14 protein-coding genes are annotated in these 14273 nt (G+C 63.6%); 8 read left to right on the top strand and 6 right to left on the bottom strand.

Annotated elements, in window-relative coordinates; translation table 11 throughout:
* Positions 1-53: 53 nt before the first annotated feature.
* The 4 genes from OKW43_RS11485 to ugpB all read right to left on the bottom strand — a co-directional run bounded on the left by OKW43_RS11485 (position 54) and on the right by ugpB (position 4317).
* On the bottom strand, positions 54-1142 hold the full coding sequence (locus OKW43_RS11485) for a sn-glycerol-3-phosphate import ATP-binding protein UgpC (protein WP_429447465.1): 1089 nt from the start codon (positions 1140-1142) through the stop codon (positions 54-56).
* A 50-nt stretch (positions 1143-1192) separates the two neighbouring features.
* Entirely contained in the window at positions 1193-2038 is an 846-nt protein-coding gene (ugpE, locus tag OKW43_RS11480) for a sn-glycerol-3-phosphate ABC transporter permease UgpE (RefSeq protein ID WP_429447463.1), read from the bottom strand.
* Complete coding sequence (gene ugpA / locus OKW43_RS11475) at positions 2035-2919, bottom strand: sn-glycerol-3-phosphate ABC transporter permease UgpA (protein ID WP_429447461.1); 885 nt, start codon at positions 2917-2919, stop codon at positions 2035-2037. The genes ugpE and ugpA overlap by 4 nt, the downstream gene beginning before the upstream one ends.
* Before the next feature lie 72 nt (positions 2920-2991).
* The gene (gene ugpB, locus OKW43_RS11470) at positions 2992-4317 is read right to left on the bottom strand and encodes a sn-glycerol-3-phosphate ABC transporter substrate-binding protein UgpB (protein ID WP_429447459.1); all 1326 of its coding nucleotides are present in this window, start codon (positions 4315-4317) and stop codon (positions 2992-2994) included.
* Between the two features lie 467 nt (positions 4318-4784).
* On the opposite strand from ugpB, the gene OKW43_RS11465 reads away from it, so the two are divergent.
* From OKW43_RS11465 to OKW43_RS11455, 3 genes are read left to right on the top strand one after another with little or no spacing between them, the layout of a single operon-like run.
* Complete coding sequence (locus tag OKW43_RS11465; protein WP_187636018.1) at positions 4785-5345, top strand: PAAR domain-containing protein; 561 nt, start codon at positions 4785-4787, stop codon at positions 5343-5345.
* Positions 5346-5356: 11 nt separating this feature from the next.
* Complete coding sequence (locus OKW43_RS11460) at positions 5357-6079, top strand: peptidoglycan recognition protein family protein (RefSeq protein ID WP_246530164.1); 723 nt, start codon at positions 5357-5359, stop codon at positions 6077-6079.
* The gene (locus OKW43_RS11455) at positions 6076-6387 is read left to right on the top strand and encodes a hypothetical protein (RefSeq protein ID WP_429447456.1); all 312 of its coding nucleotides are present in this window, start codon (positions 6076-6078) and stop codon (positions 6385-6387) included. Before OKW43_RS11460 ends, OKW43_RS11455 begins: the two co-directional genes overlap by 4 nt.
* A 191-nt stretch (positions 6388-6578) precedes the next feature.
* Here OKW43_RS11455 and ychF read toward each other — a convergent pair whose 3' ends face one another.
* Positions 6579-7673 carry a redox-regulated ATPase YchF gene (ychF, locus tag OKW43_RS11450; protein ID WP_187636016.1) on the bottom strand — a complete coding sequence of 365 codons (1095 nt, stop codon included), beginning with the start codon at positions 7671-7673 and terminating at the stop codon, positions 6579-6581.
* 263 nt (positions 7674-7936) lie between these two features.
* Here ychF and OKW43_RS11445 point away from each other — a divergent pair, with 263 nt between their 5' ends.
* The 5 genes from OKW43_RS11445 (at position 7937) to OKW43_RS11425 (ending at position 13278) form a co-directional block, all read left to right on the top strand.
* A complete protein-coding gene (locus OKW43_RS11445; RefSeq protein WP_246530163.1) occupies positions 7937-8305 on the top strand; it encodes a hypothetical protein in 369 nt (122 codons plus the stop codon).
* A 165-nt stretch (positions 8306-8470) separates the two neighbouring features.
* Entirely contained in the window at positions 8471-9643 is a 1173-nt protein-coding gene (locus tag OKW43_RS11440; RefSeq protein ID WP_187636015.1) for a UbiH/UbiF family hydroxylase, read from the top strand.
* Between the two features lie 225 nt (positions 9644-9868).
* Positions 9869-10594, top strand: a complete 726-nt coding sequence (locus OKW43_RS11435) for a DsbC family protein (RefSeq protein ID WP_187636014.1) — start codon at positions 9869-9871, stop codon at positions 10592-10594.
* 142 nt (positions 10595-10736) lie between these two features.
* The gene (locus OKW43_RS11430) at positions 10737-12527 is read left to right on the top strand and encodes a M61 family metallopeptidase (RefSeq protein ID WP_429447453.1); all 1791 of its coding nucleotides are present in this window, start codon (positions 10737-10739) and stop codon (positions 12525-12527) included.
* Positions 12528-12681: 154 nt separating this feature from the next.
* Positions 12682-13278 carry an FMN-dependent NADH-azoreductase gene (locus OKW43_RS11425; protein WP_187636012.1) on the top strand — a complete coding sequence of 199 codons (597 nt, stop codon included), beginning with the start codon at positions 12682-12684 and terminating at the stop codon, positions 13276-13278.
* Between the two features lie 121 nt (positions 13279-13399).
* Here the strand turns inward: OKW43_RS11425 and OKW43_RS11420 are convergent, their stop codons facing one another.
* The gene (locus OKW43_RS11420; protein WP_429447450.1) at positions 13400-14221 is read right to left on the bottom strand and encodes a uracil-DNA glycosylase; all 822 of its coding nucleotides are present in this window, start codon (positions 14219-14221) and stop codon (positions 13400-13402) included.
* Positions 14222-14273 lie beyond the last annotated feature (52 nt).

Here is a 14273-nt window from a genome sequence, read left to right as displayed (position 1 = left end):
GCGGCAGGGGAGTTCCGGCGGCGGGCCGCCGTCGCGGCACTCCGGGGGGCGTCTCAGTTCGCGCGCTGTCCCGTCGCCGGATCGAAGAAGTGCAGATGCTGCGCGGGCAGCGCGACCTGCAGCGCTTCGCCCGCCGCCGGACGATGCGCATGCGGCAGCCGCACGGTCACGTCGTGCTTGCCCCAGCGGCCGTGCGCGAGATTGTCCGCGCCGAGCAGTTCGCACGAGTCGACGCTCAGCGTCGCGTGCGGTGCGTTGGCCGTGCCCGGGCTCAAGTGCTCGGGGCGGATGCCGAGCGTCCATTCGCGGCCTGTCGCGACGTCGCGGCCGATCGACGGCACGCCCGCGAGCGGCAGCTTCGGGCCGTTGCCGGCGACGTCGAACGTCGAGCCGTCGTCCGAAACACGGCCTTCGAGCAGGTTCATCCCCGGCGAGCCGATGAAGCTCGCGACGAACACCGTGGCCGGCCGCTCATAGACTTCGGTCGGCGCGCCGATCTGTTCGGCGTTGCCCTTGTGCATCACGATCACGCGCTGCGCCAGCGTCATCGCTTCGATCTGATCGTGCGTGACGTACAGACTCGTGGTCTTGAGTCGCGCATGCAGGCGCTGGATTTCGAGGCGCATTTGCACACGCAGACGCGCATCGAGATTCGACAGTGGTTCGTCGAACAGAAACACCGCCGGCTCGCGCACGATCGCGCGTCCCATCGCGACGCGCTGCCGCTGCCCGCCCGACAGCTCGCGCGGCTTGCGCTGCAACAGTGCGCCGAGTTCGAGAATCTGCGCGGCGGCTTCGACGCGCTTCGCGATCTGCGCGCGATCGACGCCCGCGATCTTCAACGCGTAGCCCATGTTTTCGGCCACGCTCATATGCGGATACAGCGCGTAGTTCTGGAACACCATCGCGATGTTGCGGTCCTTCGGCTCCAACTCGTTGACGACTTTGCCGGCGATCGAGATGCTGCCGTCGGAGATGCGCTCGAGCCCGGCGACCATCCGCAGCAACGTCGATTTGCCGCAGCCGGACGGCCCGACCATCACGACGAATTCGCCGTCGGCGACGTCCACGTCGATGCCGTGCAACACGAACTGTTTGCTGTCGTAGGTTTTCTTAACGCTTTGCAGGGTCAGTGTAGCCATGCCGTTCTAGCCTTGTCTTTTGAGTGCTTGTCGCCGTCCGCCACAGCGGATCATTTTTCCGAATCCACGAGGCCGCGCACGAACCAGCGCTGCATCGTCAGCACGACGACGAGCGGCGGCAGCATCGCGAGCAGCGTGGCCGTCATCACCAGATGCCATTCGGTCGCGGTATCGCCCGACGCGATCATCCCCTTGATGCCGATCACCGCGGTGCTCAGCGACTGCTGGCTCGTGATCAGGATCGGCCACAGATACTGATTCCAGCCGTAGATGAACGTGATCACGAAGAGCGCCGCCATCGTGGTCCGTGACAGCGGCAACACGACGTCCCAGAAGAAGCGCAGCGCGCCCGCACCGTCGATGCGCGCGGCTTCCATCAGCTCGTCCGGCAGCGTCTTGAAGAACTGACGGAACAGGAACGTCGCGGTCGCCGACGCGATCAGCGGCAACGTCAGACCGGTGTACGTATTGCTCAGATGCATCGACGACACCACCTGCACGGTCGGGAAAATCCGCACTTCGACCGGCAGCATCAGCGTGATGAAAATCAGCCAGAACGCGAGCGTGCGAAACGGAAAGCGGAAGTAGACGATCGCGTACGCGGAGATCATCGACACGGCGATCTTGCCGATCGCGATCACGAGCGCCATCACGAGGCTGTTGAACAGCATGCGATTGAACGGCGCCGCCGCATTGCCGGTGCCGTGCGTCCAGATCGTGGCGATGTTCTCCAACAGATGCGTGCTCGGCACGAGCGACAGCGGCACCGTGAACACTTCGTGCTCGCTCATCGTCGCCGCGCAGAACGCGACGTACACGGGAAACACCACCAGCGCGACGCCCGCGATCAGCACCGCGTGACAGAACAGGTCAAAACCGCGTCGGTTCTCGATCATGAGTATTGAACCCTGCGTTCGATGAAGCGGAATTGCACGACGGTCAGCGCCACGACGATGATCATCAGCACGACCGACTGCGCGCCCGAGCTGCCGATGTCGAGCCCCTGGAAGCCTTCGGCGAAGATCTTGTAGATCAGCGTGCGGGTGGCCTGGCCGGGACCGCCGCCGGTCGCCGCGTCGATCACGGGGAAGGTGTCGAAGAACGCGTAGGTGATGTTGATCACCAGCAGAAAGAACGTGGTCGGCGACAGCAGCGGCAACGCGATGCCGAAGAAGCGGCGCACCGGACCCGCGCCGTCGATCGCGGCCGCTTCGATCAGCGAGCGCGGAATTGCCTGCAGGCCCGCATAGAAGAACAGGAAGTTATAGCTGACCTGCTGCCAGACCGACGCGAGCACGACGAGGAACATCGCCTGAGCGGGGTTCAGCGCGTGATTCCACACGATGCCGTATCTTGCGAGCGCATAGGTGACGAGGCCGATGCTCGGGTTGAACAGGAACGACCACAGCACCGCGACGATCGCGGGCGCGACCGCGTATGGCCAGATCAGCAGCGTTTGATAGGCCTTCGCGCCGCGCGTCACGCGATCGGCGCAGACCGCGAGCAGCAGCGAGATCACGAGGCCCGACACGGTGACGAGCGTGCAGAACACGATCGTCGTGTTGAACGACGCCAGATACAGCGGGTCGGCGAACAACTGTTTGAAGTTCGCGAGTCCGACGAACTCGCTCGACGTACCGAACGCGTCCTGAGTCTGCGTCGATTGCCAGAGCGCCACGCCTGCCGGCCACACGAAGAACACCAGCGTGATGAGCAACTGCGGCGCGACGAGCAGGTAGGGCAGCACGCTGGTGCCGAAGTAGGGGCGCTTTTCCATCGGGATTTCCAGAGTGTGCTGTAACGACGGGTTCCCGCGCGGGAGCGCCGGAACCCTGCCAGCAGACGATGCTTAGTTACCGGCCTTTTCGAAGCGGCGCAGCAGGTCGTCGCCGCGCGCGACGGAGGAGTCGAGCGCCTGCTGCGGCGTCTTCTTGTCCGCCCACACCTGCTCGAGTTCTTCGTCGATCACGGTGCGGATCTGCGGCATGTTGCCTAGACGCAGGCCCTTCGTGAACGGCAGCGGCGGCTTGTTCAGCATCTGGCGGATCGCGGTGTCGCTGCCGGGGTTCTTGTCGTAGAAGCCCTGCTGGCGCGTCAGATCGTACGCGGCGGTCGTGACCGGCAGATAGCCCGTGTCCTGATGCCACTTCGCGGCGACCGGTGCCGTGGCCAGGTACGCGAGGAACTTCGCGACGCCCTTGTAGACGGCCGGGTCCTTGCCCGACAGCACCCACAGACTTGCCCCGCCGATGATCGCGTTCTGCGGCGCGCCCTTCACGCTGTCGTCGTACGGCATCATGCCGGTGCCGAAGCTGAACTTCGCGTATTTCTTGATCGTCGCGAGCGAGCCCGACGAGTTCGTGATGATGCCGCAGTCGCCGCTATAGAACTTCGACACCGGTTCGTCCTTGCGGCCGACATAGGTGAACGTGCCGTCCTTCGCCATGTTCTGCAGGAACTGGATGTGCGCGACCTGCAGCGGCTTGTTGAATTCGAGCTGCGCGTCCATGCCATCGAAGCCGTTGTTACGCGACGCAAACGGCGCCGCATGCCACGCGCTGTAGTTCTCGAGCTGAATCCAGCTCTGCCAGCCCGACGAGTAGCCGCAGGACATGCCCGACGCCTTCAGCTTTTGCGCGTCGGCGCGCAGCTCGGCCCAGGTCTTCGGCGGCTGGTTCGGATCGAGTCCGGCCTTCTTGAACGCATCCTTGTTGTAGTACAGCACCGGCGTCGAGCTGTTGAACGGCATCGAGATCAGCTCGCCGGTTTTCGAGTCGCTGTAATAGCTCGCGATGGTCGGCACGAAGGCTTTCTGATCGAGCGGCACGCCCGCGTTCTTGAACACCTGCGTCACCGGGACGATGGCTTTCTTCGCCTGCATCATCGTCGCGGTGCCGACTTCGTAGACCTGCAGGATGGCCGGCGCGTTGCCGCTGCGATAGGCGGCGATGCCGGCGGCGAGGGTCTGGTCGTAGGTGCCCTTGAACACGGGCACGATCTCATAGTCGCTCTGCGATTTGTTGAAGTCGTTCGCGATGTCGTTCAGACGTTCGCCCAGTGCGGCTTCCATTGCATGCCAGAACTGGATTTCTGTCGCGGCGTGAGCCGCCTGGCCGACGCCGATGCTTAATACGGCGGCGAGGGAAAGTGAACGGAACAGCGGCTTGTAATTCATCGATTTGTCTCCTGTTCGGAAGGGCGCGGACGCGAATCGCGCGATTCTATTTGTGTTCGATGACATTCCGGCGGCGGCGCGCCGGAAGCCGAAATTTAGCATTGGCTGTCGGGGAAAGGAAATAAACGGGAGGGGACTCGGGTGGGCTCGGGCGATGCAGGTCGTGGTGCGGTGCCGCGTGGATGCGCTCGTCGGACCTTCACCACTTTTGACATTCGCCCATGTGCTAATGCCGTAAGCTCAGTCTCTCGACTTGATACGAAGGTGTCAACAATGACGTGGACATACCTCGAAGCGATGGACCATTGGTCGAGAGCGCACATGCTGAAACGCGCGAGCTGGCGCTTATGTGGATGCCGTCGAGGACACCTGTTGACCGGCTGGCAAAGGAATCGGCGATCAAGGCGCGGTGTACGACCCGGAGTCGGGCGATCGGCTGTTTGTGAATTGTGACTGAAGGAGTATGCATGAGGCGGTATTTCATAGTACTCGGCGACAAGACAACGGCCGGTGGTGTCGTGATTCAGGCGGAAGAAAGGTTCACAAATCACGGTAAGCCCTTGGCCTATCACGGTGCGCAGATATATTGTCATGCGTGCAAGTCGACCGGTCATATTTGTAACGTGCCTCCGTATCGACCGATGACGCTCCACGGAAAGCAGATCGCGCTGGAGAACGATATCTGCATCTGCAAGTGCGACCCACCGCCACGCCTGATTGCGTCTCAGAACAATGCGTCGATGTCGTTCGAGTCTCGCGAGCTGGCCGGCACGGGACATATGCGTCAAGGCGCACAGAGGAGCAAGAACGCCCAAACGGCACGGCGGCACCTGAAACGCATTTATGTGTCCGACAGCTCGACAGGTGAGCCGCTGACGAATCGACCATTCATAGCTGACGTAGAAGGGCGCGAGCAGTCCGGTCGCACTGACGACAATGGGTATGCGACGATCGAGACCGATGGATCCAGGTCGTTTCGCATCCACGTGATTTTTGCGTCCCCGAAGCGGAACCTCACATACAGTTAAGGGTCGTGAGCATGGCTGACTATAAAAATCAACACTGGACGTCCAGCCATACCACCGCGGATGGGAATGCTGGCGACGTCATATCGGTTTCCGTCAATGACCGAGCCGCGACGCGGCAGGCGATCATCAATCGGGTGCGCCAAGGCGGCATGAACTTTGTCGAGCGGTCGGATTGGGCTGCACACAAGAATCGCTCAGAGCGTATGCATGACGATTGGAACTACAAAAGGATCGCCATTCATCATGCAGGACGTAGCTTTTCGTGCGGCCCTGCCGCGCTTCAGTTGCAAGACATTCAAGAAATGCAGATGGACAAGAGCATTGCACCCAGCGATGACATTGGCTATCACTACGCGCTTGACTGCTTCGGAAACGTCTTCGAAGGGCGAGATATCCGCTTCAAGGGTGAAAACGTGCACAACTACAATACGGGTGTTATTGGCATCGTATTGCTGGAAAACTTGACCGAGCCTGGTGAGGGGCACGACGGCGTCGCCAAGCTTCAAAAATTCTTGGGCGCGGTGGGCTTCGCCCGTCCACCAAAGGTCGACGAACGCCAGGTTCAATCGTTGACGGCATTCGTCGGAATCCTCCGAGAATTTTTTCACGTTGACACTCTCGGCGGACACCGCGAGTTTCCCGGGCAACTTGGTGAGGGGAAGATTTGTCCCGGCAACTTTGGACTTGAGATCGTCAGGGAATTGAGGAAATCGATGGGGCTAGGCGCACCATGAAAGCGGGCAAATGCTTGGCAGCAGTTGCCTGCGCAGCCTGCGTCATGTTGGCAATCGCCTATACGGGATACGTCCATTCTTACCTCGATCACGAGGTCCAAACGACGTTCTTTTTAAAGCGATATCCGACTTTGCAACTTCAATTCTACGACCCGTACGCCAATGAAGGCGATGACGCGCCCGTCGACCGTCTGCCACCGTTGGACCGATCACGCTTTGCCGACTATTGCAAGTATCGCTTCGGCATAACAGATCCGGGTACGGAGATATTAGAAGCCTGTAAAGCAAAGATTCCCACTTATTTATAGGCCTGCAGGTAGTCGACGCCTTCGTTGGCGATCGGTGCAGCTTTCCGAGGTCTCGGCGTGTGTTGCCAATGGAGTCACGGGCTCGCGGCGCTTTTTCAGTTTGCGGGTAGCTGCCAATGGCGTAGCGGTTTTCTTTGCCACGCAACTGAATTCGAGAATGTCGGCGAACACCCGAGAACAACAGTTCATGCTTACACGTTGAACAGGAAGTTCATCACGTCGCCATCGTGCACGACGTACTCCTTGCCTTCGGCGCGCATCTTGCCGGCTTCTTTCGCGCCTTGCTCGCCCTTGTAGGTGATGTAGTCGTCGAAGCTGATCGTCTGCGCCCGGATGAAGCCGCGCTCGAAGTCGGTGTGGATCGCGCCGGCTGCCTTCGGCGCCGTATCGCCGACGTGGATCGTCCATGCGCGCACTTCCTTCACGCCGGCCGTGAAGTAGGTCTGCAGGCCGAGCAGCTTGAAGCCCGCGCGGATCACGCGGTTCAAGCCCGGCTCATGCATGCCCATGTCGGCGAGGAAGACTTCCATGTCGGCTTCGTCGAGGTCGGCGATGTCCGCTTCGACGGCCGCGCACACGGCCACCACCGGCGCGCCTTCAGCGGCCGCGAACTTCGTGATCGCGTCGAGGTGCGGGTTGTTCTCGAAGCCGTGTTCCTTCACGTTGGCGACGTACATCGTCGGCTTGGCGGTGATCAGGCAGAACGGCTTGAGCGTGGCCTTTTCTTCATCGGTCAGGTCGAGCGCGCGGACCGGCTTCGCCTGGTCGAGCTGCGCGCGGACCTTCTCCAGCACCGCCGCGTTCTTCGCGGCTTCCTTGTCGTTGCCCGACTTGGCCGCCTTGGAATAGCGCGCGAGCGCCTTCTCGACGGTGGCGAGATCGGCAAGCGCGAGCTCGGTGTTGATCACCTCGATGTCCGACAGCGGATCGATCTTGTTCGCGACGTGAATCACGTTGTCGTCTTCGAAGCAGCGCACGACGTGCGTGATCGCGTCGGTTTCGCGGATATTCGCGAGGAACTGGTTGCCGAGGCCTTCGCCCTTGCTCGCACCGGCCACCAGACCAGCGATGTCGACGAACTCGACCACGGCCGGCAGGATGCGCTCCGGCTTGACGATTTCGGCGAGCGCCTTCAGACGCGCGTCCGGCACCTCGACGATGCCGACGTTCGGCTCGATCGTGCAGAACGGATAGTTTTCCGCCGCGATGCCCGCCTTGGTCAGCGCGTTGAACAGGGTGGACTTGCCGACGTTGGGCAGGCCGACGATGCCGCATTTGAGGCTCATGGAAATCCTTCAGTCAATCAGTAGGTTGTGTGATGCGCTCGACGCTGTGCGCGGATTCGGCAAGCCTTCGCATAGGGCGGGGCAGGCTCAGCGGAGCGGACAAGTCACCGAATCGGGGCGTTGGCTCGACGATTGAGTGCGAGTTTTCACGGAAAGCGCAATTGTAACCCGTTCGCCCGAGCGGACCGGCCGGCGCATTTGCGCGAAGCCACTGTAGAATCGTCAGTTCAGAGCCGGCAGAGCTCAATATCCGGGGGAGCAGCGTGCGAATCATCAGATGGGTCGGGATCGGCATCGTTGGCGCGATCGTGGTGAGCGTAGTCGCGACGTGGGTCGCGCCGAATTTCGACGAGGCGCAGGCCACCACGGACCGTCAGACGATCGATTGCCTGACGGCCCACCTCGCGCGCGAAGACCGTGCCAATATCGCGCAGTTCGCTGACAAGAACGACTACGACTCGCTGTGGCACGCGTACGACCGCGTATTCCCCGACTGCGCGGTGCGCGGCGATCAGCGCGATCGCAAGGCGGAGCTCGAGGCAGCCGCGTGGCGCATCCTCTCGTCCGATCCCGATTTCATGCGCACGCGCGAGGCGAATGCGGCGCTCGCGGCAAGCGCCGCGACGCATTAGCAGCACGCATCGAGGACGCGCGGCAACGCGCTTCGCCCGCAGACAACCCCGGGCCGCGACCCCATCACACCGCGTCCGGCACGAGCCCGCGAGGCCCCGTGCACCGAGCCCAAATGCCCCGCCGATCGATCCGTCCCCCGCACCCCCCGCGGCTATAATGCGCGCATGAACGCACACCACCAGACCTTTGATGCCGCCGTGATCGGCGGCGGGCTCGTCGGCAAGACCGCGGCGCTCGCGCTCACGCAAGCGGGACTGCGTGTCGCACTGCTCGCGCAGCCTTGCGCGGCGCTGGCCGCCGGTGCTGTCTTCGACTCGCGCGTCTATGCGTTGTCGTCGAGTTCGCAGGCCTTGCTCGAACGGCTGCGGGTCTGGCAGGCGCTGGATCAGACGCGGCTCGGTCCCGTCTACGACATGCGCGTCTACGGCGACGCGCATGCCGAGCTGCATTTCTCCGCGTTTCAGGCATCGGTGCCGCAGCTTGCATGGATCGTCGAGTCGTCGGTGATCGAGCGCGCGCTCGATGCCGCGCTGCGCTTCCAGCCGAATCTCACGTGGATCGACACGCGCGCGCAGGCGCTCGACTTCTCCGTCGACAGCGCGAGCGTTGGCCTCGCGAACGGCAGCGTGCTCGAAGCGGACCTGGTAGTCGGCGCGGACGGCGCGTACTCGTGGGTGCGCGCGCAGATCGGCTCGAAGATGGTGCGCCGCGACTACAGGCAGGTTGGCGTGGTCGCCAATTTCAAGGCCGCGAAGCCGCACGGTGAATCCGCGTATCAGTGGTTCCGCGACGGCGAGATCATCGCGTTGCTGCCGATGTCGGACGGCCACGTGTCGCTGGTCTGGTCGGCCCGCACCGAACACGCCGAGCAGTTGCTCGCGCTCGATCCCGAGCGGCTCGCCGCCGAAGTCGAGCATGTGAGCGGTGAGCAATTCGGCGCGCTCGACTGCGTGACGCCCGCACAGGGCTTTCCGCTCGCGCTGCAGACCGTGGACCGGCTCGTCGCGCCGCGTGTCGCGCTGGTGGGCGATGCCGCCCATCTGATCCATCCGCTGGCAGGGCAGGGCATGAACCTCGGCCTGCGCGACGTCGCCGCGCTCGCGAGCACGATCGGCGGCAAGGAGTCATTCCGCGATCTCGGCGACATGGTGCTGCTGCGTCGCTATGAACGCGCGCGCCGCGAAGACATCCGAGCGCTGATGATCGCCACCGACGGGCTGCAGAAACTGTTCTCGGTGCCCGGTCCGCTCGCACGCGCCGTGCGCAATACCGGCATGGCGTTCGTCGGCGCGCAGCCATTCATCAAGCGCTGGCTGGTGTCGGCCGCGCTGGGGTGAACCGCAACGAGGCGTCGCGCGGATAGCCGGTGGCCGGTCACGGGCGCCCGGGACAGGTATCATGACCGCATCGACGCGCTGCGATCCGGCCCCTATCCGATCCCGATCGAACCTGATCGAACCTGATCGAACCTGATCGAACCTGATTCAACCGATCGGCGGCCGAAACGCGCGGCCTGAACGTAAAAAACGCGCACAGTGCGCGACTGAACCCAGGACTCCAGCATGAAAAAGACCTTCCGCATCGCCGCCGCCGCGCTCGCGATCGCTGCCGCTACACTCGGCTGCTCGGCGCAGGCCGATCAGGCCACCGACAAACTCAAAGCCACGCTGCAAACACGTCTTTCCGACGTGACGATCAAGAGCGTGTCGAAGACGCCGATCGCGGGCCTGTATGAAGTGAATCTCGGCACGCAGATCGTCTACAGCGATGCGAGCGGCGACTACCTGGTGCTCGGCGATCTGGTGGACTCGAAGACACGCAAGAACCTGACCGAAGCACGCCTGTCGGAAACCAACCGCATCGACTTCGCGAGCCTGCCTTTGGGCAACGCGGTGAAGGTCGTGCGCGGCAACGGCGCGCGCAAGATCGCCGTGTTCTCCGACCCGAACTGCCCGTACTGCAAGCAGCTCGAAAAGACGCTGCTGTCGATCGACAACGTGACGGTCTACACGTTCCTATACCCGGTGCTGTCGCCGGATTCGACGGCCAAGTCGAAGTCGATCTGGTGCTCGGCCGATCGCGCGAAAGCGTGGGAATCGTGGATGCAGGACCGTCAGGCGCCGACCGCCGCCGCCACCTGCGACACCGCCGCGATCGACAAAAACCTCGCGCTCGGCCGTTCGATGAACGTCGAAGGCACGCCGACGGTGTTCCTCGCCGACGGTCGCCGCCTGCCCGGCGCGGTGCCGGCCGATCGGCTCGACACGGAATTGTCGGCGGTGCACTGAACAGCGCGCCGCAAGCAGCGCCACGCCCGCCGCGGGCGCAACCGATGCAACGTTCAAAAGAAAGGAGGCGCACGCGGCGCCTCCTTTCGCATCGAGCCCGAACTTCCCCGCCTCACTCTCCTGACACTCCCAAGCGCCGCCGATGAAGCCGATCCGCTACACCATCGTTCCGGGTAACCCCGCCGCCCACCTGTTCGAAGTCACCGTGACCGTCGCCGATCCCGATCCGGCCGGCCAGCGTTTCAAGCTGCCGGTGTGGATTCCGGGCAGCTACATGGTGCGCGAGTTTGCGCGCAACATCGTCACATTGCGCGCGGTGAACGACGCGGGCCGCAAGGTGCGCGTCGAGAAAATCGACAAGCACACGTGGCAGGCCGCGCCGGTCAAGGGAGCCTTGACGCTGCGCTACGAGGTGTACGCATGGGACCTGTCGGTGCGCGCCGCGCATCTGGACGACACGATCGGTTTTTTCAACGGCACCAGCGTGTTCCTGTCGCCGCTCGGCCATGAGGACGCGCAGTGCGTGGTCGATATCCAGAAGCCGCAGGGCGCCGCGTATCGCGGCTGGCGCGTCGCGACCGCGCTGCCGGAAGCGCGCGGCACCAAGCGCTACGGCTTCGGCGAATACCGCGCGCAGAACTACGACGAATTGATCGACCATCCTGTGACGCTCGGGGAATTCGCGCTCGCGACGTTCAAGGCGCACGGCGTGCCGCACGACGTCGTGATCGGCGGTCGCGTGATCGGGCTCGACATCGAGCGTCTTTGCAAGGACCTGAAGCGCATCTGCGAAGCGCAGATCGCGTTGTTCGAACCAAAGTCGAAGAAGGCGCCGGCCGAGCGCTACGTGTTCATGACGCAGGCGGTCACCGACGGTTACGGCGGGCTCGAGCATCGCGCGTCGACCGCGCTGATCTGCAATCGCACCGATCTGCCGGTGCAGGGCCGCGAGGCGATGAGCGAGGGCTACCGGACCTATCTCGGTCTGTGCAGCCACGAGTATTTCCACACGTGGAATGTGAAACGGATCAAGCCGGCCGTGTTCGCGCCGTATGACCTCGGCGTCGAAAACTACACGTCGATGCTGTGGCTGTTCGAGGGCTTCACGTCGTATTACGACGACCTGATCCTCGTGCGCAGCGGCGTGATCTCGTCCGACGACTATTTCGGCCTGCTCGGCAAAGTGATCGGCGGCGTGCAGCGCGGCAGCGGGCGTCTGAAGCAGAGCGTCGCCGAGAGTTCGTTCGATGCATGGGTCAAGTACTACCGGCAGGACGAGAACGCGCCGAACGCGATCGTCAGCTATTACACGAAGGGCTCGCTGCTCGCGCTCGCCTTCGATCTGACGATCCGCGCGCAGACCGGCAACCAGAAATCGCTCGACGACGTGATGCGTCTGCTGTGGCAGCGCTTTGGCCGTGACTTTTATCGAGGCCAGCCGGTCGGCGTCGACGAAAGCGAGATCGAGGCGATTTTCGCGGAAGCGAGCGGCGCGCAACTGGCCGAACTGTTCGCCGAGGGCGTACGCGGTACGCACGATCTGCCGCTCGACGCGCTGCTCGCGCCGTTCGGCGTCTCTCTCGCCCCGGACCTCGACAAGAACGGCAAGCCGTCGCTCGGCGTGCGGCTTCGCGGCGGCGCGGATTGCACGCTCGCGACGGTGCACGAGGGCAGCGCCGCGCAGAAGGCGGCCCTTTCCGCCGGCGACGTGCTGATCGCGCTCGATGGCCTGCGCGTGACCGGCGGGAATATCGATGCTCTGCTGTCGCGCTATCAGCCGGGCGCGAAAGTCGAGGTGCACGCGTTCCGCCGCGACGAGCTGCGCGTCACGCAGGTGAAGCTCGACGGTCCCGAAGTGGCGCGCTACAAGCTCGCGGTCAGCGATCGCCGTCCCGCCGCTCGCAAAGCCCGCGAGCGCTGGCTGGCGAAGTGATCGTCGCCCGTCGCATCATCAATCGGCGAAGGAGGTCGGTGGATTGTTCTACCCCTGCAACAATCCGTCGCCGCTGGATGGCTTTTTCGCCGGCCGGTAAAAAAACACAATGACTCCACTCGCGCAACACTGCGCGCCCCTACTGGAGTCAACGATGACCACGATCCTGCAAATCAACTCGGCAGCCCGTTCGCAAGGCGCGAACTCGACGCTTCTCGTCAACGAGCTGACCGCAAAGCTGCAACAATCGAATCCGGGCGCGCAAGTCGTCGTCCGCAACCTGCAAGCCGAGCCGCTGCCGCACCTCGACGACGCCGTGCTCGGCGCGTTCTTCACGCCGGCCGACCAGCGCACGCCGGAACAGGCCGCGATCGCCGCGCGCAGCGAAGCGCTGATCGCCGAACTGCAAGCCGCCGACGTCGTCGTCATCGGCGCGCCGATGTATAACTTCGGCATTTCGTCGCAACTGAAGACGTACTTCGACTTCATCGCGCGTGCGGGCATCACGTTCCGTTACACCGCGAACGGTCCCGAAGGCCTCGTGACCGGCAAAAAGGTCCACGTCGTGTCGGCGCGCGGCGGCAAGTATCTCGGCACGCCGAACGATAGCCAGACGCCGTATCTGAAGAGCTTCCTCGGCTTCCTCGGCATGACCGACGTGAACTTCATCTACGCCGAAGGCCTGAACCTGGGCCCGGACGCCGCGAACGCCGCGCTGAGCTCGGCGCGCGAAGCGATCGCCGCGGTTTAAGCGGGTTCGTTGTGCCGCATTGCGCCGCTTCGATGCGGCCCAAGCGGTGAAAGAAAAACGCCACGGATTCACCCTCCGTGGCGTTTTCGTTGTGTATCGCAATCTTCTGACGACGACGCTCTCACGCAAGCATTTGCGCGTCGTCCGGTAGACGCCAGTCGATCGGTTCCCGGCCGTGCTGCAACAGATATTCGTTCGCCTTCGCGAAATGCCCGCAACCGAGAAAGCCGCGATGCGCGGACAGCGGCGACGGATGCGGCGCCTCCAGCACATAGTGCGACTTGCCGTCGAGCAGCGCGCGCTTTGCCTGCGCATGCGCGCCCCACAGCATGAACACCAGGTTCCGATGCCGCGTCGCGAGTTCGTGGATCAGCGTGTCCGTGCATTTCTCCCAGCCGCGTTTTGCGTGGCTCGCGGCGCTGCCGCGCTCGACGGTCAGCACCGTGTTCAGCAGCAGCACGCCCTGTTTGGCCCAGCTGTCCAGACAGCCGTGCTGCGGCGTTTCGTGACCGAGACTCGCGGTGATTTCCTTGAAGATGTTGCGCAGCGAAGGCGGCGGCCGCACGTGTGGCGCGACCGAAAACGCGAGACCGTGCGCCTGCGGCGTGCCGCGGTCTTCGCCGTGGTACGGGTCCTGGCCGAGGATCACGACTTTCACTTCGTCGGGGCTCGTCAGGCGCAACGCGCGGAACACGTCGGCCGGGTAGATGGACTTGCCGGCGGCGCGCTCGCCGTCGACGAAGCGGCACAGCGGTGCGTAGGTGTCACTTTCGATGAAGGGTTTCAGGTGCGCGCGCCAGGCCGCCGACAGCCCGGCGAATTGGGCTTCGAGCGTGGGGGCGGCGGCGGTCGTGTCGGCCGAGGCTTCGGCGGAGACTGGCGCGGCATCGTCGAACAACGATGCCTGCGGCGAACTGGAGCGGGTACGGGAAGCGGAGGTCATGGCGGGGAAGTGTCGCAGCAAACGCCGGCTAGCTCAAGTTGCGCGGAGCGAG

Origin of the sequence: Paraburkholderia sp. WC7.3g, from assembly GCF_050436345.1 — a bacterium.
Classification (GTDB): Bacteria; Pseudomonadota; Gammaproteobacteria; order Burkholderiales; family Burkholderiaceae; genus Paraburkholderia; species Paraburkholderia podalyriae.
Note: the sequence above shows the minus strand (reverse complement) of the source record. Positions and strands in the feature narration are given on the sequence as shown.